This window comes from Pseudomonas sp. LPB4.O, assembly GCF_038383825.1.
In the GTDB taxonomy this organism is placed as follows: Bacteria; Pseudomonadota; Gammaproteobacteria; order Pseudomonadales; family Pseudomonadaceae; genus Aquipseudomonas; species Aquipseudomonas putida.
The window spans coordinates 1,292,819-1,315,560 of the sequence record NZ_CP151298.1; the positions used below are offsets into that span (position 1 = coordinate 1,292,819).

25 protein-coding genes are annotated in these 22,742 nt (G+C 62.3%); 20 read left to right on the forward strand and 5 right to left on the reverse strand.

What is annotated here, in order from left to right:
* The first annotated feature begins 3 nt into the window (after positions 1 to 3).
* The 4 genes from kdsA (at position 4) to ispD (ending at position 3,446) form a co-directional block, all read left to right on the forward strand.
* Positions 4 to 849, forward strand: coding sequence for a 3-deoxy-8-phosphooctulonate synthase (gene kdsA, locus MRBLPB4O_RS05815; RefSeq protein WP_016501152.1), 846 nt, complete (start codon positions 4 to 6; stop codon positions 847 to 849).
* 154 nt (positions 850 to 1,003) lie between these two features.
* Positions 1,004 to 2,293 carry a phosphopyruvate hydratase gene (gene eno / locus MRBLPB4O_RS05820; RefSeq protein WP_016501151.1) on the forward strand — a complete coding sequence of 430 codons (1,290 nt, stop codon included), beginning with the start codon at positions 1,004 to 1,006 and terminating at the stop codon, positions 2,291 to 2,293.
* Positions 2,294 to 2,460: 167 nt separating this feature from the next.
* Positions 2,461 to 2,742: a cell division protein FtsB gene (gene ftsB / locus MRBLPB4O_RS05825; protein ID WP_023381955.1), complete on the forward strand. Its 282-nt coding sequence runs from the start codon at positions 2,461 to 2,463 to the stop codon at positions 2,740 to 2,742.
* Complete coding sequence (gene ispD / locus MRBLPB4O_RS05830; RefSeq protein WP_341797771.1) at positions 2,739 to 3,446, forward strand: 2-C-methyl-D-erythritol 4-phosphate cytidylyltransferase; 708 nt, start codon at positions 2,739 to 2,741, stop codon at positions 3,444 to 3,446. Before ftsB ends, ispD begins: the two co-directional genes overlap by 4 nt.
* A 132-nt stretch (positions 3,447 to 3,578) precedes the next feature.
* Here ispD and MRBLPB4O_RS05835 read toward each other — a convergent pair whose 3' ends face one another.
* Entirely contained in the window at positions 3,579 to 4,475 is an 897-nt protein-coding gene (locus tag MRBLPB4O_RS05835; protein WP_341797772.1) for a LysR substrate-binding domain-containing protein, read from the reverse strand.
* Positions 4,476 to 4,582: 107 nt separating this feature from the next.
* Here MRBLPB4O_RS05835 and MRBLPB4O_RS05840 point away from each other — a divergent pair, with 107 nt between their 5' ends.
* The 8 genes from MRBLPB4O_RS05840 to rpoS all read left to right on the forward strand — a co-directional run bounded on the left by MRBLPB4O_RS05840 (position 4,583) and on the right by rpoS (position 11,838).
* Positions 4,583 to 5,695 (forward strand): S-(hydroxymethyl)glutathione dehydrogenase/class III alcohol dehydrogenase, encoded by a 1,113-nt coding sequence (locus MRBLPB4O_RS05840; RefSeq protein WP_341797773.1) that lies wholly within the window; start codon positions 4,583 to 4,585, stop codon positions 5,693 to 5,695.
* A 10-nt stretch (positions 5,696 to 5,705) separates the two neighbouring features.
* Positions 5,706 to 6,560 carry an S-formylglutathione hydrolase gene (fghA, locus tag MRBLPB4O_RS05845; protein WP_016501147.1) on the forward strand — a complete coding sequence of 285 codons (855 nt, stop codon included), beginning with the start codon at positions 5,706 to 5,708 and terminating at the stop codon, positions 6,558 to 6,560.
* A gap of 125 nt (positions 6,561 to 6,685) precedes the next feature.
* Entirely contained in the window at positions 6,686 to 7,159 is a 474-nt protein-coding gene (gene ispF, locus MRBLPB4O_RS05850) for a 2-C-methyl-D-erythritol 2,4-cyclodiphosphate synthase (protein WP_341797774.1), read from the forward strand.
* Positions 7,156 to 8,214, forward strand: a complete 1,059-nt coding sequence (gene truD / locus MRBLPB4O_RS05855; protein ID WP_341797775.1) for a tRNA pseudouridine(13) synthase TruD — start codon at positions 7,156 to 7,158, stop codon at positions 8,212 to 8,214. The genes ispF and truD overlap by 4 nt, the downstream gene beginning before the upstream one ends.
* Positions 8,202 to 8,951: a 5'/3'-nucleotidase SurE gene (gene surE / locus MRBLPB4O_RS05860; protein WP_016501144.1), complete on the forward strand. Its 750-nt coding sequence runs from the start codon at positions 8,202 to 8,204 to the stop codon at positions 8,949 to 8,951. Before truD ends, surE begins: the two co-directional genes overlap by 13 nt.
* Positions 8,952 to 8,986: 35 nt before the next feature.
* Complete coding sequence (locus tag MRBLPB4O_RS05865; protein WP_015269209.1) at positions 8,987 to 9,625, forward strand: protein-L-isoaspartate(D-aspartate) O-methyltransferase; 639 nt, start codon at positions 8,987 to 8,989, stop codon at positions 9,623 to 9,625.
* Between the two features lie 239 nt (positions 9,626 to 9,864).
* Entirely contained in the window at positions 9,865 to 10,722 is an 858-nt protein-coding gene (locus MRBLPB4O_RS05870; protein ID WP_341798857.1) for a peptidoglycan DD-metalloendopeptidase family protein, read from the forward strand.
* Positions 10,723 to 10,830: 108 nt separating this feature from the next.
* Positions 10,831 to 11,838, forward strand: coding sequence for an RNA polymerase sigma factor RpoS (gene rpoS / locus MRBLPB4O_RS05875; RefSeq protein ID WP_009686059.1), 1,008 nt, complete (start codon positions 10,831 to 10,833; stop codon positions 11,836 to 11,838).
* A 628-nt stretch (positions 11,839 to 12,466) separates the two neighbouring features.
* On the opposite strand, the gene fdxA is transcribed toward rpoS, so the two are convergent.
* Together fdxA and mutS are read right to left on the reverse strand one after the other, a co-directional pair.
* The gene (gene fdxA / locus MRBLPB4O_RS05880) at positions 12,467 to 12,790 is read right to left on the reverse strand and encodes a ferredoxin FdxA (protein ID WP_012270863.1); all 324 of its coding nucleotides are present in this window, start codon (positions 12,788 to 12,790) and stop codon (positions 12,467 to 12,469) included.
* Between the two features lie 140 nt (positions 12,791 to 12,930).
* Complete coding sequence (mutS, locus tag MRBLPB4O_RS05885; RefSeq protein ID WP_341798858.1) at positions 12,931 to 15,504, reverse strand: DNA mismatch repair protein MutS; 2,574 nt, start codon at positions 15,502 to 15,504, stop codon at positions 12,931 to 12,933.
* Between the two features lie 303 nt (positions 15,505 to 15,807).
* Here mutS and MRBLPB4O_RS05890 point away from each other — a divergent pair, with 303 nt between their 5' ends.
* The 5 genes from MRBLPB4O_RS05890 (at position 15,808) to recX (ending at position 18,801) form a co-directional block, all read left to right on the forward strand.
* On the forward strand, positions 15,808 to 16,461 hold the full coding sequence (locus MRBLPB4O_RS05890) for a hypothetical protein (protein WP_341797776.1): 654 nt from the start codon (positions 15,808 to 15,810) through the stop codon (positions 16,459 to 16,461).
* 1 nt (position 16,462) lies between these two features.
* Positions 16,463 to 16,612, forward strand: a complete 150-nt coding sequence (locus MRBLPB4O_RS05895; RefSeq protein WP_155737839.1) for a hypothetical protein — start codon at positions 16,463 to 16,465, stop codon at positions 16,610 to 16,612.
* 44 nt (positions 16,613 to 16,656) lie between these two features.
* Positions 16,657 to 17,139, forward strand: a complete 483-nt coding sequence (locus MRBLPB4O_RS05900; RefSeq protein ID WP_341797777.1) for a CinA family protein — start codon at positions 16,657 to 16,659, stop codon at positions 17,137 to 17,139.
* A gap of 103 nt (positions 17,140 to 17,242) precedes the next feature.
* On the forward strand, positions 17,243 to 18,310 hold the full coding sequence (recA, locus tag MRBLPB4O_RS05905; protein ID WP_341797778.1) for a recombinase RecA: 1,068 nt from the start codon (positions 17,243 to 17,245) through the stop codon (positions 18,308 to 18,310).
* Positions 18,311 to 18,330: 20 nt separating this feature from the next.
* Complete coding sequence (gene recX, locus MRBLPB4O_RS05910; protein ID WP_341797779.1) at positions 18,331 to 18,801, forward strand: recombination regulator RecX; 471 nt, start codon at positions 18,331 to 18,333, stop codon at positions 18,799 to 18,801.
* Between the two features lie 191 nt (positions 18,802 to 18,992).
* Here recX and MRBLPB4O_RS05915 read toward each other — a convergent pair whose 3' ends face one another.
* Positions 18,993 to 20,111, reverse strand: coding sequence for an LOG family protein (locus tag MRBLPB4O_RS05915; protein ID WP_174370640.1), 1,119 nt, complete (start codon positions 20,109 to 20,111; stop codon positions 18,993 to 18,995).
* Between the two features lie 160 nt (positions 20,112 to 20,271).
* Between MRBLPB4O_RS05915 and MRBLPB4O_RS05920 the strand changes: the two genes are divergently transcribed.
* The gene (locus MRBLPB4O_RS05920) at positions 20,272 to 20,481 is read left to right on the forward strand and encodes a hypothetical protein (protein WP_016501136.1); all 210 of its coding nucleotides are present in this window, start codon (positions 20,272 to 20,274) and stop codon (positions 20,479 to 20,481) included.
* A 15-nt stretch (positions 20,482 to 20,496) separates the two neighbouring features.
* Here MRBLPB4O_RS05920 and MRBLPB4O_RS05925 read toward each other — a convergent pair whose 3' ends face one another.
* Positions 20,497 to 20,916, reverse strand: a complete 420-nt coding sequence (locus MRBLPB4O_RS05925; RefSeq protein WP_016501135.1) for a quorum-sensing-regulated virulence factor family protein — start codon at positions 20,914 to 20,916, stop codon at positions 20,497 to 20,499.
* 218 nt (positions 20,917 to 21,134) lie between these two features.
* Between MRBLPB4O_RS05925 and MRBLPB4O_RS05930 the strand changes: the two genes are divergently transcribed.
* Both MRBLPB4O_RS05930 and erdR read left to right on the forward strand, forming a co-directional pair.
* Complete coding sequence (locus MRBLPB4O_RS05930; RefSeq protein ID WP_341797780.1) at positions 21,135 to 21,845, forward strand: tRNA-uridine aminocarboxypropyltransferase; 711 nt, start codon at positions 21,135 to 21,137, stop codon at positions 21,843 to 21,845.
* Positions 21,846 to 22,023: 178 nt separating this feature from the next.
* A complete protein-coding gene (erdR, locus tag MRBLPB4O_RS05935; RefSeq protein ID WP_003252375.1) occupies positions 22,024 to 22,674 on the forward strand; it encodes a response regulator transcription factor ErdR in 651 nt (216 codons plus the stop codon).
* Positions 22,675 to 22,742: the final 68 nt, after the last annotated feature.

Below are 22,742 nucleotides of genomic sequence, written 5' to 3' on the forward strand. Positions count from 1 at the left end.
TCAATGACCCAGAAGATCATTCGCGTCGGTAACATCGAGATCGCCAACGACAAGCCGTTCGTCCTGTTCGGCGGGATGAACGTCCTGGAGTCCCGTGACCTGGCAATGAAGGTCTGCGAAGAGTACGTGCGGGTGACCGAGAAGCTCGGTATCCCGTACGTGTTCAAGGCCAGCTTCGACAAGGCCAACCGTTCGTCGGTGACGTCCTACCGTGGTCCGGGCATGGAAGAAGGGCTGAAGATCTTCGAAGAGATCAAGCGCACCTTCAACGTGCCGGTGATCACCGACGTGCACGAGCCTTACCAGGCCGAGCCCGTAGCCAAGGTGTGCGACATCATCCAGCTGCCGGCCTTCCTGTCGCGGCAGACCGACCTGGTGGTGGCCATGGCCAAGACCGGCGCGGTGATCAACATCAAGAAGGCCCAGTTCCTCGCACCCCAGGAAATGAAACACATCCTGGCCAAGTGCGCTGAGGCCGGTAACGACCAGTTGATCCTCTGCGAGCGTGGTTCGAGCTTCGGCTACAACAACCTTGTAGTGGACATGCTCGGCTTCGGCATCATGAAGCAGTTCGAGTACCCGGTGTTCTTCGACGTGACCCACGCCCTGCAGATGCCGGGTGGTCGCAGCGATTCCGCCGGTGGCCGCCGCGCCCAGGTCACCGACCTGGCCAAGGCCGGCATGAGCCAGGGCCTGGCCGGCCTGTTCCTCGAAGCCCACCCCGACCCGGACAACGCCAAGTGCGATGGCCCATGCGCCCTGCGCCTGGACAAACTGGAGCCATTCCTGGCCCAGCTCAAGCAACTGGACGACCTGGTGAAAAGTTTTCCGACGGTAGAAACCGCGTAAAGCTCATTTCTCGGGTAAAGTACCGCCCGATCCACCCCTGACCAATCGGTCAGGGGCTCCCTTCACCCGGCCTGCCCACTGCAAAGTCCGCCTGGTGAACGGCAAGAATTTCTTAAGCTAGGTTGTTTTCGTCAATTCTGGAGTGCTTACAACAATGGCAAAAATCGTCGACATCAAAGGTCGTGAAGTTCTCGATTCGCGTGGCAACCCCACCGTGGAAGCCGATGTACTGCTCGACAACGGCATCATCGGCAGCGCTTGCGCGCCGTCCGGTGCTTCCACCGGCTCGCGCGAAGCGCTGGAGCTGCGTGATGGCGACAAGAGCCGTTACCTGGGCAAGGGCGTGCTGAAAGCCGTCGGCAACATCAACGGCCCGATCCGTGAGCTGCTGCTGGGCAAGGACCCTTCCGACCAGAAGGCCCTGGACCGCGCCATGATCGAACTGGACGGTACCGAGAACAAGGCCAAGCTGGGCGCCAACGCCATCCTGGCTGTTTCCCTGGCTGCCGCCAAGGCCGCTGCCCAGGACCAGGACCTGCCGCTGTACGCGCACATCGCCAACCTGAACGGTACCCCGGGCCAGTACTCGATGCCGGTACCGATGATGAACATCATCAACGGTGGCGAGCACGCCGACAACAACGTCGACATCCAGGAGTTCATGGTTCAGCCGGTTGGCGCCAAGACCTTCTCCGACGGCCTGCGCATGGGCACCGAAATCTTCCACCACCTCAAAGCCGTGCTGAAGGCCCGTGGCCTGAACACCGCCGTGGGTGACGAAGGTGGCTTCGCGCCTAACCTGGCTTCCAACGAAGACGCCCTGGCTGCCATCGCCGAAGCGGTCGAAAAAGCCGGCTACAAGCTGGGCACCGACGTGACCCTGGCACTGGACTGCGCGGCTTCCGAATTCTACGAAGACGGCAAGTACAACCTGTCCGGCGAAGGCAAATCGTTCGACGCCGAAGGCTTCGCCGAGTACCTGAAAGGCCTGACCGAGCGCTTCCCGATCATCTCGATCGAAGACGGCCTGGACGAGTCCGACTGGGCTGGCTGGAAGATCCTCACCGACAAGATCGGCGAGAAGGTACAGCTGGTTGGCGACGACCTGTTCGTGACCAACACCAAGATCCTCAAGGAAGGCATCGAGAAGGGCATCGGTAACTCGATCCTGATCAAGTTCAACCAGATCGGCTCGCTGACCGAAACCCTGGAAGCCATCCAGATGGCCAAGGCTGCCGGCTACACCGCGGTGATTTCGCACCGTTCCGGTGAAACCGAAGACTCGACCATTGCCGACCTGGCCGTGGGTACTGCTGCCGGCCAGATCAAGACCGGTTCCCTGTGCCGTTCCGACCGCGTTTCCAAGTACAACCAACTGCTGCGCATCGAAGAGCAACTGGGTGCCAAAGCGGTTTACCGTGGTCGTGCCGAGTTTCGCGGCTAAGCAAGAGATGGTAAAAAGACAGCAGCCGGAGCTGTAGGACGTTCGTGCTGAACGTTACTGCGTTCCAACGGGTTTCTGTCTACGAAGCCTGGCCTCGGCCAGGCTTCGTGCTATTTGAGACCCCGAAATGCATAGTGTGCGGCGGTCTTTTTAACCTGGATACCTAGATGCGCAGTCCTTATTGGTTGTTCCTCGTCCTGCTCCTGCTGCTGGGTGGCCTGCAGTACCGCCTGTGGGTGGGTAATGGCAGCCTGGCGCAAGTGGCCGAGCTGAAGCAGCAGATTGCCGAGCAGCATGCCGAGAACGAGCGCCTGCTCGAGCGTAATCGTGTGCTCGATGCCGAAGTGCTGGAGCTGAAAAAAGGCATGGAGACCGTTGAAGAGCGGGCTCGCCACGAATTGGGAATGGTCAAAGAGGGCGAAACCCTCTTCCAGTTGCCACAGAAATGATCGATACCTTGCCGGCCTTCTGGGCCGTGATTCCTGCTGCGGGCGTTGGTGCCCGCATGGCTGCCGACCGCCCCAAGCAATACCTGGAGCTGGCCGGGCAGACCCTTCTCGAGCACAGCCTCGACTGTTTTCTTGGCCATCCGGGGCTTAACGGCGTGGTGGTCAGCATTGCTGAAGATGACCCGTTCTGGCCCACCCTGCGTTGCGCCAGCGACTCGCGCATCCAGCGCGCAGCGGGCGGGCGTGAGCGCGCCGACTCGGTGCTTAATGCGTTGCTGTTGCTGCATGCCCAAGGGGCCTCGGACAGCGACTGGGTGCTGGTGCACGATGCCGCGCGGCCGAACCTTGCGCGCAGCGACCTGGACAAGTTGTTGTCGGAGCTGGCAAACGACCCGGTGGGTGGCCTGCTGGCCGTGCCGGCGCGCGACACCCTCAAGCGTGCCGACAGCGATGGCCGGGTCAGCGCTACCGTGGACCGCAGTACTATCTGGCAGGCGTATACGCCGCAGATGTTCCGCCTGGGGGCGTTGCATCGGGCGCTGGCCGAGTGCCTGGTATCGGATGTGGTGGTGACCGATGAGGCCTCTGCCATCGAATGGTCCGGCCAGGCGCCGCGGCTGGTGGAAGGGCGCAGTGACAACATCAAGGTGACCCGCCCCGAAGACCTGGAATGGTTGCGCCAGCGCTGGGCGGGCAGGCGTTGAACGTCGCTCTTCTGTACCGGCCTCTTCGCGGGTGAACCCGCTCCCACAGGATCTCCACCGGATCAGCAACTTGTGGAATACCTGTGGGAGCGGGTTCACCCGCGAATGGACCGGTACCGCAAATGTATCCCTTCAGCCAAGCTTATATTCCGGCAACCCCGCCAACCCTTCCTTCAGGTAATCCACCAGCCGCCGCACCTTCGGTGACAGGTGCCGCTGCTGCGGATACAGCGCCCACACTGCCGTATTTGGCGGCTGGTGCGCCTCCAGCAAGGACACCAGCGCACCACTGTTCAGGTGCTCCAGCACGTAGTAATCCGGCAACTGGCACAACCCTATCCCCTGCAGCGCCGCGTCCAGCACTGCCTGGCCACTGTTGCAGCGCCAGTTGCCCTGTATCCGCTGGCTGAGCTCGCGGCCGTCCTGTTGCAATGCCCACAAGTCCGAACTGCCCACCAGGCAATTGTGCCGCGCCAGTTCCGACAGGCTGTGCGGCCGGCCATAACGTTCCAGGTAGGCCGGCGAGGCGCACAGGTACATGCGCCGCGGCGCCAGGCGCGTGGCCACCAGCCGGGAATCGGCCAGGCGGCCCAGGCGGATGGCCAGGTCCATGCCCTCATGCAGCAAGTCGAGGGTGTGGTTGCTCAGTTCCACATCCACCCGCAACTGTGGGTATAGCGCCATGAACCGTGTTACCAGCGGCACGATGAAGCGCTCGCCGTAGGCGACCGCGCAGGTCATGCGCAGCAACCCTTTGGGTTCGCTGGCCAGGTCACCCATCGCGCGCAGGGCTTCCTCGCGGCCATCCTGGAGGCGCTGGCAATGCTGCAGAAAAGTCTGCCCGGCCTCGCTCAGGGTGACCCGACGGGTGCTGCGGTAAAGCAGGCGCGTCTGCAGGCGCTCCTCCAGCCGCGCGATCTGGCGACTGATGTGCGATGACGAAACCCCCAGGCGTTCGGCTGCTGCCGTGAACTGGCCCGATTCGGCCACGGCGACGAATTCGTCGATGCCTTCCCAGCGGCTGCTCATGGATTGTCCCTGTGTGGCAATAATGTTTTGTCTTTGGCCGGATTATTCATCAAAAGGCGGTGAATTACACTGTTAGTCTGAATCGACCCTCTGTCTGGAGACCTTTGATGATCAAGTCCCGTGCTGCCGTAGCCTTCGAAGCCAAGAAACCCCTGGAAATCGTCGAAGTCGACGTGGCCATGCCCAAGGCCGGTGAAGTGCTGCTGCGTGTGGTCGCCAGTGGTGTCTGTCACACCGATGCCTATACCCTGTCCGGTGCCGACCCGGAAGGCATCTTCCCGTCGATCCTCGGCCATGAAGGCGGCGCGATCGTCGAAGCGGTAGGCGAGGGCGTGACCTCGGTGGCCGTGGGCGACCATGTGATCCCGCTGTACACCCCGGAATGCGGCAAGTGCAAGTTCTGCCTCTCGGGCAAGACCAACCTGTGCCAGGCCATCCGCGCTACCCAGGGCAAGGGCCTGATGCCGGACGGCACCACGCGCTTCTCGTACAAGGGCCAGCAGCTGTTCCACTACATGGGTACCTCGACCTTCTCCGAGTACACCGTGCTGCCGGAAATCTCCGTGGCCAAGATCCAGAAAGAAGCACCCCTGGAAAAGGTCTGCCTGCTGGGCTGTGGCGTCACCACCGGTATCGGCGCGGTGCTCAACACCGCCAAGGTCAAACCCGGTGATACCGTGGCCATCTTCGGCCTGGGCGGCATCGGCCTGTCGGCAGTGATCGGTGCGGTCAAGGCCAAGGCCTCGCGCATCATTGCCGTCGACATCAACCCGGCCAAGTTCGAGATCGCCCGCCAACTGGGTGCCACCGACTGCATCAACCCGAAAGAATACGACCGCCCGATCCAGGAAGTGATCGTCGACCTCAGCGACGGCGGCGTGGACTTCTCCTTCGAGTGCATTGGTAACGTGCAACTGATGCGCGCTGCCCTGGAATGCTGCCACAAGGGCTGGGGCGAGTCGGTCATCATCGGCGTAGCCGGTGCCGGGCAGGAAATCGCCACCCGTCCGTTCCAGCTGGTCACCGGGCGCGTCTGGCGTGGTTCGGCGTTTGGCGGCGTGCGTGGCCGCAGCGAGCTGCCAAGCTACGTGGAAATGTCTGAAAAAGGCGAGATTCCGCTGGATACCTTCATCACCCATACCATGGGCCTGGAGGACATCAACAAAGCCTTTGACCTGATGCATGAAGGCAAGAGCATCCGCAGCGTGATCCACTTCTGAGAGGTGTGCCATGAGCCTGGATAACATCTCCTGCCAGAAGAGCTTCGGCGGCTGGCACAAGCGTTACCGGCATCACTCCAAGGTGCTGGGCTGCGACATGGTGTTTGCCGTGTACCTGCCACCGCAGGCCGAGCAGGGCGAGAAGCTGCCGGTGCTGTACTGGCTTAGCGGCCTCACCTGCACCGACGAGAACTTCATGCAGAAGGCCGGCGCCCAGCGCATGGCTGCGGAGCTTGGGCTGATCATCGTGGCCCCCGACACCAGCCCGCGTGGCGAGCAGGTGCCGGGCGACCCGGACGGCGCCTGGGACTTCGGCCTGGGGGCCGGCTTCTACCTCAACGCCACCCAGCAACCCTGGGCCCAGCACTACCGCATGCACGACTATGTGGTGGAGGAGTTGCCGGCGCTGATCGAGGCGCACTTCCCGGCGTCGGGCGAGCGCAGCATCAGCGGCCACTCCATGGGTGGGCACGGCGCGCTGGTGTGCGCCTTGCGCAACCCGGGGCGCTACCGCTCGGTGTCGGCGTTCTCGCCGATCAGCAACCCGATGGATTGCCCGTGGGGCGAGAAGGCCTTCAGCCGCTACCTGGGTGAAGACCGGGCGCGCTGGCGCGAGTGGGATGCCAGCGTGCTGCTGGCCGAAACCCCTGCTGGCCAATGCCCGCCGTTGCTGGTCGATCAGGGCGACCGTGACGACTTCCTCGAAAAGCAGCTCAAGCCTGAAGCGCTGGAGCAGGCGGCACGCAAAGGGGGGCATGAAATGACCCTGCGTTTGCAGCCGGGCTACGACCATAGCTACTACTTCATTGCCAGCTTCATCGAGGATCACCTGCGCCATCATGCGGTGGCACTGGGGCGGGTTTAACGCTTCGAAGGCTGCGTTGTTTTCTTCGCGGGCACGCCCGCGAAGGGCTGCACAGCAGCCCCAATCCCACAAATCCCCTGCAAAGCAGGTAGAATCACGCCCTGACTCATTCAGGGCGTTTTTCTATGCGTATTGGCCATGGCTACGATGTGCACCGTTTCTGCGACGGTGATTTCATTACCCTGGGCGGGGTGCGTATCCCCTACAAGTACGGCCTGCTGGCCCATTCCGACGGCGACGTGCTGCTGCATGCCCTGAGCGATGCCTTGCTGGGCGCCGCGGCGCTGGGCGACATCGGCAAGCACTTCCCCGACACCGACCCACAATTCAAGGGTGCCGACAGCCGCGTGCTGCTGCGCCATGTAGTCGGCATCGTCAAGGCCAAGGGCTGGAAGGTCGGCAATGTCGACGCCACCATCGTCGCCCAAGCGCCGAAGATGGCCCCGCACATCGAGACCATGCGCCAGCTGATCGCCGAAGACCTGCAGGTCGAACTCGACCAGGTCAACGTCAAGGCCACCACCACTGAAAAGCTGGGCTTCACCGGCCGTGAGGAGGGGATTGCCGTGCATTCGGTCGCCCTGCTGCTGCCTGCATGACCGAACCGGAACTGCTGGGCCCGCGCGCATCGGGCGAACCCTTGGGCACTGCCGTCCTCAAGGCGGTAGCTGAAGACTTCCAGGTCGATGAAGTGCTGGACATTCCGCTGTCCGGCCAAGGCGAGCACCTGTGGCTGTGGGTCGAAAAGCGTGACCTGAACACCGAAGAGGCTGCCCGCCGCCTGGCGCGCGCCGCAGGCGTGCCGGTGCGTTCGATCAGCTACGCCGGGCTCAAGGACCGTCAGGCCCTGACCCGCCAGTGGTTCAGCCTGCACCTGCCGGGCAAGGCCGACCCGGACCTGTCGCGCGCTGAAGATGCCAGCCTGCGCGTGCTCAAGCAGGTGCGCCACCAGCGCAAGCTGCAGCGTGGCGCGCATTCGGCCAACGGCTTCACCCTGCGCCTGACGGCCCTGGCTGCCGACCACCAGGCTGTGGATGCACGCCTGGCACAGCTCAAGCAGCACGGCGTGCCCAACTATTTCGGTACCCAGCGCTTCGGTCACGGCGGGGGCAACGTCCATGACGCCCTCGACTGGGCCGCGCGCAAAGCATTACCCGAGCAGCGCAACCTGCGTTCGCGGCTGCTTTCGGCCGGGCGCAGCTACCTGTTCAACCAGGTGCTGGCGGCACGTGTCGCCGAAGGTAGCTGGGCGCGGGCCCAGGTCGGCGACCTGCTGGCGTTCACCGACAGCCGTAGCTTCTTCCCGGCTGGCGAGGCGGAATGCGCCGATCCACGCCTGGCGATTCTCGACCTGCACCCGACCGGCCCGATGTGGGGCGAGGGCGACTCGCCTGCAGGCGCCACCACCGCGCAGCTGGAAAATGCCGTCGGTGCACGGCAGCCGGCACTTTGCCAGTGGTTGGCCCAGGCGGGCATGGATCACGAACGGCGTATTTTGCGGCTCCCTATTGGCGGCCTGACATGGCATTATCCCGAGCCTGATATCCTGCAACTGGAATTCGTCCTGCCGGCCGGATGCTTCGCCACCGTAGTGGTACGCGAAGTCTTGGATCTGGTGTCGGCAGGGCAGACGGACAGCCCATGCGTATTCTGATTTCGAACGACGACGGTGTTACCGCACCCGGCCTCGCCGCGCTGCACGCTGCGCTGGCGGATTACGCCGAGTGCGCGGTGATCGCCCCGGATCAAGACAAGAGCGGCGCCAGCAGTTCACTGACGCTGGACCGGCCACTGCACCCGCAGACCCTGGCCAACGGCTTCATCAGCCTCAACGGCACACCGACCGACTGTGTGCACCTGGGGCTCAATGGGCTGTTGCCGCAGGTGCCGGACATGGTCGTGTCGGGGATCAACCTCGGCGCCAACCTGGGTGATGACGTGTTGTACTCCGGTACGGTCGCCGCTGCGTTGGAGGGCCGTTTCCTGGGCACCACATCGCTGGCGTTTTCGCTGTTGTCGCGTCAGCCGGACAACCTGCCGACGGCGGCCTACATCGCCCGTCGCCTGGTCGAGGCACAGTCGCGTCTGGTGCTGCCGCCACGCACCGTCCTCAACGTCAATATCCCCAACCTGCCGCTGGAGCACATCCGTGGCATCCAGCTCACCCGCCTCGGTCACCGGGCGCGGGCGGCGGCACCGACCAAGGTGGTCAACCCGCGCGGCAAGGAAGGCTACTGGATCGCCGTGGCCGGTGATGCCGAAGATGGCGGTCCTGGCACCGACTTCCATGCGGTGATGCAAGGCTTCGTCTCGATCACGCCGCTGCAGCTCGACCGTACCTTCAATGATGCCTTCGAGCAGCTCGACGGTTGGCTGGAGGGCGTGCTCTGATGCGCGAGGACGATATGCTGCGGCGTGGCATCGGCATGACCTCCCAGCGTACCCGGGAGCGTCTGATCCAGCGCCTGTGCGAAGAGGGTGTGTCGAACACCAAGGTGCTCGACGTGATCCGGCGTACCCCGCGTCATCTGTTCGTCGACGAGGCACTCGCGCATCGTGCATACGAAGACACCGCGTTGCCGATCGGCCACAACCAGACCATCTCCCAGCCCTTCATGGTTGCCCACATGAGCGAGCTTCTGCTCGAAGCCGGTCCGTTGGACAAGGTGCTGGAGATTGGCACTGGCTCGGGTTACCAGACGGCGATCCTTGCCCAACTGGTGGAGCGGGTATTCTCGGTTGAGCGTATCAAGGTGCTGCAGGACCGGGCCAAAGAGCGCCTGGTGGAGCTGAACCTGCGCAATGTGGTATTCCGCTGGGGCGATGGTTGCGAAGGCTGGCCGGCGCTGGCCCCGTACAACGGCATCATCGTCACGGCAGTGGCGCCGGAAGTGCCGCAGGCACTGCTTGACCAACTGGCACCTGGTGGCCGCATGGTTATCCCGGTGGGGCCGGCCGGCGAAACCCAGCAACTGATGCTGATCGTGCGCGAGGAGCATGGATTCTCCCGCCGAGTGCTGGGGGCAGTGCGCTTCGTACCGCTGCTCAATGGCCCGCTGGCCTGAGCACTGCGTCGAGCCGGGCGCTGGCGGTGTAAGCTGCGCGGTATTTTTGCGCCGGCGGCGAATTCTTGCAGCTTCGCCCTGTCTATCTGGCGGAGCGAAGCGCTAGTACGCAGCGCGCACCATGGCTTTGCAACAGCCTTTTGCATCAGCCTGCCATTACCGGCCGGCTTGGTTATAATTGCAACAATATTGCATTTCTTGTCTTCATATCGTATTTCGGCACCATGAGGGGAGCGCGGGTGGGTCACACAGTCATTCGGCAGCGCAAGGATGGGTCGGGTTTCAAGCTTCTGGTGATTGCACTGGCCATGGGCACGCTACTGGTGGGTTGTTCGAGCACCAGTAACACCAGCGCGCGGGTTGTCGACCGCAACAACAGCGTGCCCAAGCGCCCGGCGGTTACGTCCGGGCAGTACGTCGTCAAGCCGGGTGACACGCTGTTCTCCATCGCCTTCCGCTACGGCTGGGACTACAAGGAGCTGGCTGCGCGCAACGGCATCCCGGCGCCTTATACCATCCGGCCGGGCCAGGCGATTCGTTTCAGCAGTGGTTCGAGCAGCAGTACCACGGTCGTGACCAACCCGTCCTCGTCGAGCCGCACCACGGTCACGCGGCGGCCTGTGGGCAGCACTGCCACGGTGCCTGCCAGCACCGGCAAACCGGCCACGCCGGCACCTTCCGCCAGCTCGCCGGTGGTTGCCACCGTGCCCGCTGCGGAGCGCGCGGTAGGCGGCTGGACCTGGCCTGCCAACGGCGTGCTGATTGGAAAATTTGCTTCAAACGGTAGTTTGAATAAAGGCATTGATATCGCCGGTGATTTGGGACAGCCTGTTTTTGCTGCGTCTGATGGTGCGGTGGTTTACGCCGGGAGTGGTTTGAGGGGCTACGGCGAGCTGATCATCATCAAACACAGCGATACCTACGTCAGTGCCTACGGTCATAACCGCAGGCTGTTGGTTCGGGAGGGGCAGCAGGTCAAGGCAGGGCAGTCGATTGCTGAAATGGGGTCCACGGGCACAGATCGGGTGAAGCTGCATTTTGAGATTCGCCGCCAGGGCAAACCCGTCGATCCACTCCAGTTCCTGCCACGCCGTTGATTGTTGTACCCGGCCTGTTCCTGTGATGTAGAGGGGACAGGCTCCAGCGCTGCCAGGGATCAAGGTGCCGCTCGAGTCTGAGTTCGAACTCAGCAAAGGACTATAACAATGGCTCTCAGTAAAGAAGTGCCGGAGTTTGACATCGACGATGACGTCCTCCTCATGGAGACGGGCATCGTTTTGGAAACGGATGTGGTGTCAGACGAACCTGCTGTATCTTCGGTTCGGACGAGGGCCAAGTCGGGCTCTTCGCTCAAGCAACACAAGTACATCGATTACACCCGGGCGCTAGATGCCACCCAGTTGTATCTCAACGAGATCGGCTTCTCGCCGCTGCTTTCGCCGGAAGAAGAAGTGCACTTTGCGCGCCTGTCGCAGAAGGGCGACCCCGCTGGCCGCAAGCGCATGATCGAAAGCAACCTGCGCCTGGTTGTAAAAATTGCCCGTCGTTACGTGAACCGCGGCCTATCGCTGCTCGACCTGATCGAGGAAGGCAACCTGGGGTTGATCCGTGCGGTCGAGAAATTCGACCCAGAGCGTGGTTTCCGTTTCTCGACCTATGCGACCTGGTGGATTCGCCAGACCATCGAACGGGCGATCATGAACCAGACCCGCACCATCCGCCTGCCGATCCACGTGGTCAAGGAACTCAACGTCTACTTGCGCGCCGCACGCGAGCTGACCCAGAAACTCGACCACGAACCCTCCCCGGAAGAAATCGCCACGCTGCTGGAGAAGCCGGTCGCAGAGGTCAAGCGCATGCTGGGCCTGAACGAGCGGGTATCGTCGGTGGATGTGTCGCTTGGCCCGGATTCGGACAAGACCCTGCTCGACACCTTGACCGACGACCGCCCCACCGACCCGTGCGAATTGCTGCAGGATGACGACCTGTCACAGAGCATCGACCAGTGGCTGGGCGAGCTGACTGACAAGCAGCGGGAAGTGGTGGTGCGCCGCTTTGGCCTGCGTGGGCATGAAAGCAGCACCCTGGAGGATGTTGGCCTGGAGATTGGCTTGACCCGGGAACGGGTACGGCAGATCCAGGTAGAGGGGCTCAAGCGTCTGCGCGAGATCCTTGAAAAGAACGGCCTGTCCAGCGAGTCGTTGTTCCAGTAGCGAAGGCCTGTGACACAAAACGCCCCGATGACCTCGGGGCGTTTTTGTGTGTGTCATTTGAGAATGTCGGGGGCGCTGCGCGCCCCATTCGCAGCAGAAGGCTGCTCCTACAAGAGACCGTGATTGCCTGCATGATCGCGTATATCTGTAGGAGCAGCCTTGTGCTGCGAATGGGCTGCAAAGCAGCCCCCAAAATCTGCCAGGTAAAACAGATATCTAATGTGTACTGCGCTACCCCAGTAACATTGCGTGTAAGCCTTTTCTTACTTGTTTTGTAAGCTATCTATGCAAGTCGCAGTAAATCATTGTCGTTTTCAGCCCCTGTATTTTTACAACCCATTGAAAAGCATGGCTTATTCGGTTGTGAGGAAATGTGTCCCCTGTAATACCTTGTGAGGTCTCGCGCTTGCCCGCCCGGCTGAACCCGCTAGTATTCGAACTGTGCACAGGGACATGCACAGGCATTCAGGACGAAGGCCAAGGACATCGCAAGAAGCGATTTCATCAGGAAGATGTTCGGGACAAGCAGGGACTACGGAAAAAAATGTGGGCGGGTCAAACCGCCCCTTTTTTTGCCCGCAGAAAAACAAAAAAGGCCCCGAGGGGCCTTTTTCGTGTCCGGTCGCTATCAGCGCTCCAGGTCTGCAATCTTGCCAGTCTTGCCGTCCCACTCTTCAGCGTCAGGCAGGGCATCCTTGCGCTCGGTGATGTTTGGCCAGACTTCCGCCAGTTCGGCGTTCAGCTCGATGAAGTTCTCCATCCCGGCAGGGATTTCGTCTTCCGAGAAGATGGCTTGCGCCGGGCATTCCGGTTCGCAGAGCGCGCAATCGATGCACTCGTCCGGGTGAATGACCAGGAAGTTCGGGCCTTCGTAGAAGCAGTCCACCGGACAGACTTCCACGCAGTCGGTGTATTTGCATTTGATGCAGTTGTCGGTGACGACGAAGGTCATTTCTAGTTCTCTCCTCAGGCGACGGCGGCGGCCCTTCCTCTCAGGGCCGCGCGGTTTACAGGTATGTGGCTGCAGGCCAGGCTAATAACCTGCAGCACCAGCAAACCGCGGCGGATTCTACCAGCTTGTAGTGGGCGCCGTTATAACAGGTTCTTTAGTTGATATAGCATTTCGATAGCTTGGCGCGGGGTCATGTCGTCCAGTTGCAGCTTGCCCAGCTTCTCGATGGCCGGGTGTGGCAGGCTGGCGAACAGATCGCTCTGGTGCGGCACCTGTGGCACATCCCTGGCCTTCTCGCTCGGGACTTGCTCATGCGGCAGGCTGGTGGTTTCCAGGCGCGCCAGGTGTTCGCGAGCACGCTGGATCACCACACCCGGCACGCCGGCCAGTTGTGCCACGGCCAGGCCGTAGCTCTGGCTGGCAGGGCCAGGCAGTACATGGTGCAGGAACACGATGCGCTCGTTGTGCTCGGTGGCATTCAGGTGCACGTTGGCCACCAGCGGCTCACTTTCTGGCAGCACGGTGAGCTCGAAATAGTGAGTGGCGAACAGTGTATAGGCGCGCAGCTGGGCCAAACGCTCGGCGGCAGCCCACGCCAGCGACAGGCCGTCGAAGGTGCTGGTGCCGCGGCCCACTTCGTCCATCAGCACCAGGCTGCGGTCGGTCGCGTTGTGCAGGATGTTGGCGGTTTCGCTCATCTCGACCATGAAGGTCGAGCGCCCGCCGGCCAGGTCGTCACTGGAGCCGATGCGGGTGAAGATGCGGTCGACCAGCGACAGTTCGCAGCTGGCCGCCGGCACGAAGCTGCCGATGTGCGCCAGCAGCACGATCAGGGCGGTCTGGCGCATGTAGGTGGATTTACCGCCCATGTTCGGGCCGGTGATGATCAGCATGCGCGTGCTGTTGTCCAGGCCCAGGTCGTTGGCCACGAACGGCGTGGTCAGTACCTGCTCCACGACCGGGTGGCGGCCTTGCTCGATACGCAGGCACGGCTCGTCGACGAAGCGGGGGCAGTTCAGGTCGAGGTTCAGCGCACGTTCGGCCAGGTTGCTGAGCACATCCAGTTCGGCGAGGGCGGCGGCGCTGTCTTGCAGTGGCGCCAGGTGGCTGATCAGGGTTTCCAGCAGGGCGTCGTAGAGCATCTTCTCACGGGCCAGGGCGCGGCTCTTGGCCGACAGCGCCTTGTCCTCGAACACTTTCAGCTCGGGGGTGATGAAGCGCTCGGCGCCCTTGAGGGTCTGACGGCGGATGTAGTCGCCCGGCGCCTGCTCGGCCTGCTTGGTCGGCAGCTCGATGAAGTAGCCGTGCACGCGGTTGTAGCCGACCTTGAGGTTGGCAAGGCCGGTGCGGGCCTTTTCCCGGGTTTCCAGGTCGATCAGGAACTGGCCGGCGTTCTCGCTGATCGCCAGCAGCTCGTCCAGCTCGTTGTCATAGCCGGTCTTGAGTACGCCGCCGTCGCGGATCACCGCTGGCGGGTTGTCGATGATCGCCCGCTCCAGCAGGCTGGCCAGCTCCGGGTAGGTGCCGGTAATGGCCGCCAAGCGTGCAAGGTGCGGCGCCTCCAGCTCGCTCATGGCATTCTGCAGTTCGGGCAAGGCACCCAATGCGTCGCGCAGGCGCGCCAGGTCACGAGGGCGGGCATTGCGCAGGCCGATTCGGGCGAGGATCCGCTCGATGTCGCCAATTTCTTTCAACTGCGGCTGCAGCTTCTCGAAGCTGTAGCTGTCGAGCAGGCAGCGGATCGAGTCCTGGCGTGCCTGCAATACCTTGAGGTCGCGCAACGGGCGGTTCAGCCACCGGCTCAGCAAGCGGCTGGCCATGGCAGTCTGGCAGCGGTCGACCACCGATTGCAGGGTATTGTCACGCCCGCCCGCCAGGTTGACGTCCAGCTCCAGGTTGCGACGGCTGGCACCATCGAGGATGACAGTGTCGTCCAGGCGTTCGTGGCGCAGGCTGCGCAGGTGCGGCAGGGCAGTGCGCTGGGTTTCCTTGGCGTAGGTCAGCAGGCAGCCGGCGGCGCCGATGGCCAGCGTCAGCTTGTCGCAGCCAAAGCCCTTGAGGTCCTTGGTCGCGAACTGCTGGCACAGGGCCTTGCGCGCCGAATCGCGGTCGAAGTCCCACGGCGCACGGCGGCGTGCGCCCGGGCGTTTTTCGGCGGGCAGGTCGCGCGGCCAGTCGTCAGGGATCAGCAGCTCGACCGGGTTAAGGCGCTCAAGCTCGGCCAGCAGGTTCTCCCAGCCTTTGATTTCCTGCACGCTGAAATTGCCGCTGGTGATGTCCAGCACGGCCAGGCCGAACAGGCGTTCGTCACCGAGTAGCGCGGCAATCAGGTTGTCGCGACGCTCGTCCAGCAGCGCCTCGTCGCTGACCGTGCCTGGGGTGATGATGCGCACCACCTGACGCTCCACCGGGCCCTTGCTGGTGGCCGGGTCGCCAATCTGTTCGCAGATCACCACCGATTCGCCCAGCTTGACCAGCTTGGCCAGGTAACCTTCCAGCGAATGGAACGGAATCCCGCACATGGGGATGGACTGGCCGGCCGACTGACCGCGCGCGGTCAGGGTGATGTCCAGCAGTTTCGCGGCCTTCTTCGCATCTTCGTAGAAGATTTCGTAGAAGTCGCCCATGCGGTAGAACATCAGCTGGTCCGGGTGCTGGTTCTTCAGCTTCCAGTACTGCTGCATCATCGGGGTGTGTGCGGAAAGATCGGAGATTGCTTTATTCATCAAAGGCTTAGAAAGTAGGTCTCAACATTGTGGGGCAAATTGGGGCGTTCCGTGTTGCGTGCGCGGCGCCGAGACCCACCTGATTTTTCAAGCCGCATAGCGTACCACGGCAACCGCACGGGCAGTACCTGCACGTCCTGGCAGCGATCAGGGTTGAAGTGAGGGCATATTGACAGCACGGCGCCCCCATGGAGAATTGGCGGCTTTTTCACATCAGGGAAGACCTGCCGGAATCAACTGCGGTGGCGTGTGACCCAATAAACAGTTATTGCAATCGGGTTGATTAAAGCAGTGAGCGGAATTCGTTTTGATGTCGATGCAGTTTTTTGCATCTCTCTCGATACCCGGGGTGACCGGCGTAAACTATTCACAGAAACTATCGGTCAGCAGCTGGACAATGAGGTGGTTTTTCATGTCGTCCAGAAACACAGCGATCCCGCGCGTGGTTGCTACGAGTCGCATCAGCAACTGGCTCGCCATGCACTGGAAAACGGCCTGGATAGAATTTTGATTTTCGAGGACGATGCCAAGGCCTATGAATTTACGGCTACGCGGGTTCGCTGGGTAAACCGCTTCATGCAGAAGCGGCCTTTCGAGGCTCTGCACCTGGGCTACTCCATGGGGCGGACGTGGCTGACCTGGTTTCCGTTTATCGCCCGGGGGCGGGTGGTCGCGTTGCACGCCTATGTGTTGTCGCGCCAAGGCTGCCGGATCCTGGCCGACACGCCCTACGATGGCACGCCGGTGGATGTGGTTGTCAAACACAGGATCCGCCAGCATTGCGTGTTCCCCATGATGTTCCGCCAGCATGCTGCCGCTGTTACCGGCAGTGATCTGGAGCAGGTGGTACGCAATGAAGATGAATGGTGGGAGCGCAACTGGGCCAAGCATCGTCGTTCACCGGCGAAGAACATCTGGCGCACCGTGCTTCGGTTGAACTTCTGATATGACCGAATGGCTCAGGCTTGTGCTGTGCCGGCTGTACAGGCACAAGCCTGTCGAAGTCGAGCGCGTGTTTGTCGGCGAAATCGTCATTTCACGGCAGGCCTGCTGCCGTTGTGGTCGCAGGCTTCGCGAGCTGGCCGAATATCAGTGAAACACACAAGCTGGTAGGGTAGGTGCAGCCTTCAGGAGCCCGACATGGACCCGATCACCACACTTGCCACCCGCCTGGGTAAACACCTGCGCCGTTTCAATGCACAGGTGGCTACCGCCGAATCCTGCACCGGCGGTGGCATTTCCGAAGCCATCACCCGTATACCTGGCAGCTCGGCCTGGTTCGAGGTTGGCTACGTGACTTATTCCAACGCCCAGAAAACCCGCCTGTTGGGCGTGCCCGAGGCCTTGTTCGGCCAGGTGGGCGCAGTCAGCCAGGAAGTGGTCGAAGCCATGGTCCGCGGTGCCCAGGCCGCCAGCGGCGCGCGCTTCGCCGTGGCGGTGAGCGGCGTGGCCGGGCCGGACGGTGGTTCGCCAGCCAAACCGGTAGGTACCGTATGGCTCGCCTGGGGTGACGGCAACCGGGTGTTCAGCGAGCGCCGCCAGTTCGAGGGTGACCGCGAAGCGGTACGCCGACAGACGGTGAGCGCCGCGTTAGACGGCTTGTTACAGCTTGGTGCCGAGTAAATCGACGACAGGGGTTTGCGCGGGCGCCTGCCTGTGGAATAATACTGGCTACTTATACAGGTATTCCGGCCGTCAGGGCCAAGTCGAACACGTGAGGATTTCAATGGACGACAACAAGAAGCGCGCCTTGGCTGCGGCCCTGGGTCAGATCGAACGCCAATTCGGCAAAGGCGCAGTCATGCGCATGGGTGACCAGGAGCGCCAAGGCATTCCGGCCATCTCCACCGGCTCCCTGGGCCTGGATATTGCCCTCGGCATCGGCGGCCTGCCAAAAGGCCGTATCGTCGAGATCTATGGCCCGGAATCGTCGGGTAAGACCACGCTGACCCTGTCGGTCATCGCCGAAGCCCAGAAAAGCGGTGCCACCTGCGCCTTCGTCGATGCCGAACACGCCCTCGACCCTGAGTACGCCGGCAAGCTGGGCGTCAATGTCGACGACCTGCTGGTCTCGCAGCCGGACACCGGCGAACAGGCCCTGGAAATCACCGACATGCTGGTGCGCTCCAACGCCGTTGACGTGATCATCGTCGACTCCGTGGCCGCGCTGGTACCCAAGGCCGAGATCGAAGGTGAAATGGGTGACATGCACGTGGGCCTGCAGGCTCGCCTGATGTCCCAGGCCCTGCGCAAGATCACCGGTAACATCAAGAACGCCAACTGCCTGGTCATCTTCATCAACCAGATCCGTATGAAGATCGGCGTGATGTTCGGCAGCCCGGAAACCACCACCGGTGGTAACGCCCTGAAGTTCTACGCCTCGGTGCGTCTGGACATCCGCCGTACCGGTGCGGTCAAGGAAGGCGACGAGGTGGTCGGTAGCGAAACCCGCGTCAAGATCGTCAAGAACAAGGTTTCGCCGCCGTTCCGTCAGGCCGAGTTCCAGATTCTGTACGGCAAAGGTATTTACCGTAATGGCGAGATCATTGACCTGGGTGTGTCCCAAGGCCTGATTGAGAAGTCGGGTGCCTGGTACGCCTACCAGGGCAACAAGATCGGTCAGGGCAAAGCCAACGCTGCCAAATACCTGGCCGAGAACCCGGCTATTGGTACCGAGATCGAGAAGCAGATTCGTGAGAAGCTGCTGAAAGCCGGTGCTGCCGCTGAAGCCAACAAAGCTGCCGCCGTTGATGTCAGCGCCGACGATGTGGCTGACGCCGAAGCCGGTTATTGATTGCGCGGTAGATAGCCAATATGTCCGCCGTACTCGACACCCCCGTCGCCATTCGGCGGACAGCCATGGACCTGCTCGCGCGACGTGAGCACGGTCGCGTCGAGCTGACGCGCAAGTTGCGTCAGCGCGGCGCTTCGGACGAGCTGATCGAGCCTGAGCTCGACCGGCTCGCCGAAGAAGGGCTGCTTTGTGAAGCCCGCTACCTCGAAAGCTTCATCAGGTACCGTTCCAGCGCTGGCTATGGCCCTTCGCGTATTCGTGAGGAGCTGGGCCAGCGTGGTCTGGCGCGTGCTGATATCGAGCAGGCATTGCGCAAGAGCGAGGTGGACTGGCGCGAGCGCATGCGTGATGTGTGGCAGCGCAAGTTTGCCGGGCAGCACCCGCAGGATCCGCGCAGCCGTGCCCGGCAAACCCGTTTTCTGGCTTACCGGGGTTTCCCCATGGACATGATCAGCCGCCTGCTCAGTGGGCGTGATCTCGACGATTACTGACCACCAGATCTGCAGTTGTAGGCGGTCTTGCATGGTTAAGGTCTGACTTAAAATCCGAAAGCTGACGCAATCCATGTGGGAGTGGGCGAGCCCGCGAACACCGGCAGCGCCGGTGCCATCCACCGCGCTGGATTCTTCGCGGGCACGCCCGCTCCCACAGGTACAGTGCAGGAAGCGAATCTCAAGCGGCATCAGCTCACCTTCAACGCCTCCCTGGCCCGCTGCGTGGTATGCATTGGCTGAGGCTTGGCCCAGTTCTCCGGCAAGTTGATGAAATCCACCAGCTCGCGCAGCCGGCCCTGGTCGCGGCCATTGAAGGCGAATGACAGCCGGGTCAGGTGGTTGAAGTTGCCCACTTCATGTTCGGCACTGCTATCCGCTTGCTGGTGGTACTTGCCACTCAGGCGCAAGTCGGCAAAGCCTTCCTGAATATCAAACAGCGCTGCTTCGCTGAGCGGGTGGTGCATGCGGATCACGAACTGGTTCTTCAGCCAGCGGCTGGAGTGATAGTTGCTGTAGAACTGGTTGATTTCCTCCACGGCCTCATCGGCACTGTGCACCAGGCGCACCAGCTTCAGGTCGCTGGGCAGGATGTAGCGGTTTTCTTCCAGCTGGCGGCTGATGAAGTCCAGGCAGTCGCGCCAGAAGCTGCCGCCGGGCGAGTCCAGCAGCACCACCGGCACCAAGGGGCTCTTGCCGGTCTGGATCAGCGTCAGCACTTCGAGCGCTTCATCCAGGGTGCCGAAGCCGCCCGGGCACAGCACCAGGCCATCAGCTTCCTTGACGAAGAACAGCTTGCGGATAAAGAAGAAATGGAAGGGCAGCAGCTTGTCGGTGCCGCCCACGGTGGGGTTGGCGTGTTGCTCGAAGGGCAGGGTGATGTTGAAACCCAGGCTGTGGTCGCTGCCAGCGCCTTCGTGGGCGGCAGCCATGATGCCGCCGCCGGCACCGGTGATGACCATCAGATCGGAGCGCGCCAGGGTAGCGCCCAACTCGCGGGCCAGGGCGTACATCGGGTGCTCCAGCGGGGTGCGTGCCGAGCCGAACACGGTCACCTTGCGCCGGCCCTTGTAGCGCTGCAGAGTGCGGAACGATTGGTCCAGTTCGCGCAGCGCCTGCAGGGTGATCTTGGCGCTCCAGCGGTCGCTGTCGTCATGGGCCATGCGCAGGATGGTCAGCATCATGTCGCGGTATAGCGGCAGGTTGGGGCTGTCGGGGGCTACCAGTTGAAGTTGTGCGTCGATGTTGCTCAGGTCGATATTGTTGTCACGGAAGTGGCTGAACAGCAGTTCATTCGCTTGGTAAGGCATGCAACGTCTCCTTCTGCACCAATACCTCTGACCTCAATCTAGACCCTCGCGCAGGATCGTGCCGGGCTGTTTGGCGCAGCCGCCCGTCGGTATGTGGCCACCGGCAGCAGGGGTTTGGTTAACTGGTAAAGCGAAACGTATCGATGCAGGAGGTGGCGGTATGCATCGCTTGATCATCGAGATTGACCGGCAGCTCTACCAGCAGCTGGAGAGTGCGGCTCAGGTGCATCACTTGAGCCTTGAGGACGAGTGCTGCCGCAGGTTGGCGGGGCTGGAGTGCCAGTCGCGCTACTTGCAGGCGTTATTGGCCGAGATGCGCGCCGATGCGGCCGAAGGGCGCTGGCGCGCCCGTGAGGATGAGAAGGTATAGCTTGAACAGCTGCTGTTACTTCTTCTTGTTGCCGGCCACGCAGCTGGCACTGTCGAATGCCTGGTCCATGATCGGCTGGTTGGTCTTGTACACCGTGAAGCGATAGACCATGACCGCGCCCTTGGACATCAGGTTGCGAAAGCCGCTGTTGCGGCACACGCTGTCGCCCAGCTGGCTGCGTACCTGGGCGGGATTGGCCTGCATGCGCTCGGCGTGGCTCTGGCGTACGCTCAGGTGGTTGACCAGTGCCTTGCCTTCCACGGTGTAGCCCTGGTCGAGGATGTCCTCGTTGATCGCGCGCGGGGTACCGACGCTGCTTTCTTTGGCAACCTTCTGCAATGTCCTGTTCAGGTCGTAATCCTGCTTGGAGGCTGCCTGGGCTGCCAGGGGCAGAGCGAGTAGCAGGCTCAGGGCGGGGACGATAAGGCGCAGCATGAATCTCTCCTGGTTCGATGACTGGCGCTTTGACATGCGCAGGTCGACGGCGTTCCGTGAAAGTCGCGCGAGCGCGAGGTTCGGGCACGGTAAGCGTCGATTATAAGGGGCACTTCGCCAGCTGCACAGTAAATGGCCCCTGTTCTGCTAAACTGGGCGCCTTGTTTTTTCCGAGTCATCCTTGTGCCCATTTCCTACCTGTCCAGAGGCCTGCCGGCATGAGCCACGCGGTAGCGCGGCTGCGCGCCGAACGCCTGGCCCGCAGCAACAAGCCTTTCATCGCCCGTGGCTCGCGTGCCGAGCGCTGCGCGGATTGCCGGGTCATCGCCACCCATTGCCTGTGTGCCTGGAAGCCTCGGGTGCAGGCCGAGTCGGGCGTATGCCTGCTGATGCATGACACCGAGCCGTTGAAGCCCACCAACACCGGCTGGCTGATTGCCGACCTGATCCAGGACACCTGGGCCTTTGGCTGGCTGCGCACCTCGGTCGACGAGCGCTTGTTGGCGTTGCTGGACGACCCGCACTGGCAGCCCTATATCGTCTTCCCCGGTGAGTTCGTGGCCGAGCAGCGGGTGGTCAGCGAGGTGGCGCGTGAGCCGGGCAAGCGCCCGCTGTTCATCCTGCTGGATGCCACCTGGACCGAAGCCCGCAAGATGTTCCGCAAAAGCCCGTACCTTGACCGCTTCCCGGTGTTGAGCCTGCAGGCCGAGCAGATGTCGCGCTACCGCCTGCGGCGCTCCAAGCGCGACGACCATTTCTGCACGGCAGAGGTCGCAGCCATGTGCCTGGACCTGGCCGGCGACAGCCAGGCTTCGCAGGCGCTGGATGCCTACCTGGATGTATTCAGCCTGCACTATCTGAGCGGCAAGCGGCGTCTGCCGCTGGATGATCAGGACGACACCCACCAGCGTTTGCATACCTTCCTATAGTCCAAGGGGCACAACCCCTGCTTTGGTTCATAATGACGGGGCTGGCAGCCAAGGTGGGCGAGACGGCAGGGCAATGGCTTGACCACCCTTGACCGTGCTCGGCATCCTTGGCGCCGATTCCCCGCCGGGCGCTTCTCAATCCCCCGAGCGCCTGGCATAGAACAGGATCCTTAGATCGATGGCCACTTACGAAATCCTGATTGCCGATGACCACCCGCTGTTCCGTGGCGCCCTGCGCCAGGCCGTTACCCTTGGCCTGGGCCCGGATGTGCGCCTGGTCGAAGTCGCAAGCATTGCCGAACTGGAAACCCGCCTGAGCGAAAAAGCCGACTGGGACCTGGTGCTGCTGGACTTGAACATGCCGGGTGCTTATGGTTTTTCCGGGCTGGTGCTGCTGCGCGGGCAATACCCGCAGATCCCGGTGGTGATGGTGTCGGCACAGGAGGAGGCCGCGGTGGTGGTCAAGTCCCGCGAGTTTGGCGCCAGTGGCTTCATTCCCAAGTCCAGCACCCTCGAAGTGATCCAGGATGCCGTGCGCAAGGTGCTCGATGGCGAAGTCTGGTGGCCGCCGCAGGCGTTCGAAAAGGTCGATGTCTCGGCCGAGGCCAAGGCCGCAAGCGAGGGACTGGCCAGCCTCACGCCGCAGCAGTTCCGCGTGCTGACCATGGTCTGCGAAGGCCTGCTGAACAAGCAGATTGCGTATGAGCTGAGTGTCTCCGAGGCCACGATCAAGGCCCACGTCACTGCAATATTCCGCAAGCTGGGCGTGCGTACCCGCACCCAGGCCGCGCTGCTGCTGCAACAACTTGAATCGGTTGCCAGCAACTGACTGCGCGTGGCTTCACGCTTTTTTGACCCGAGCCGGTCTAGTCTGCTGGCCTTTCTGTTGTTAAGTGA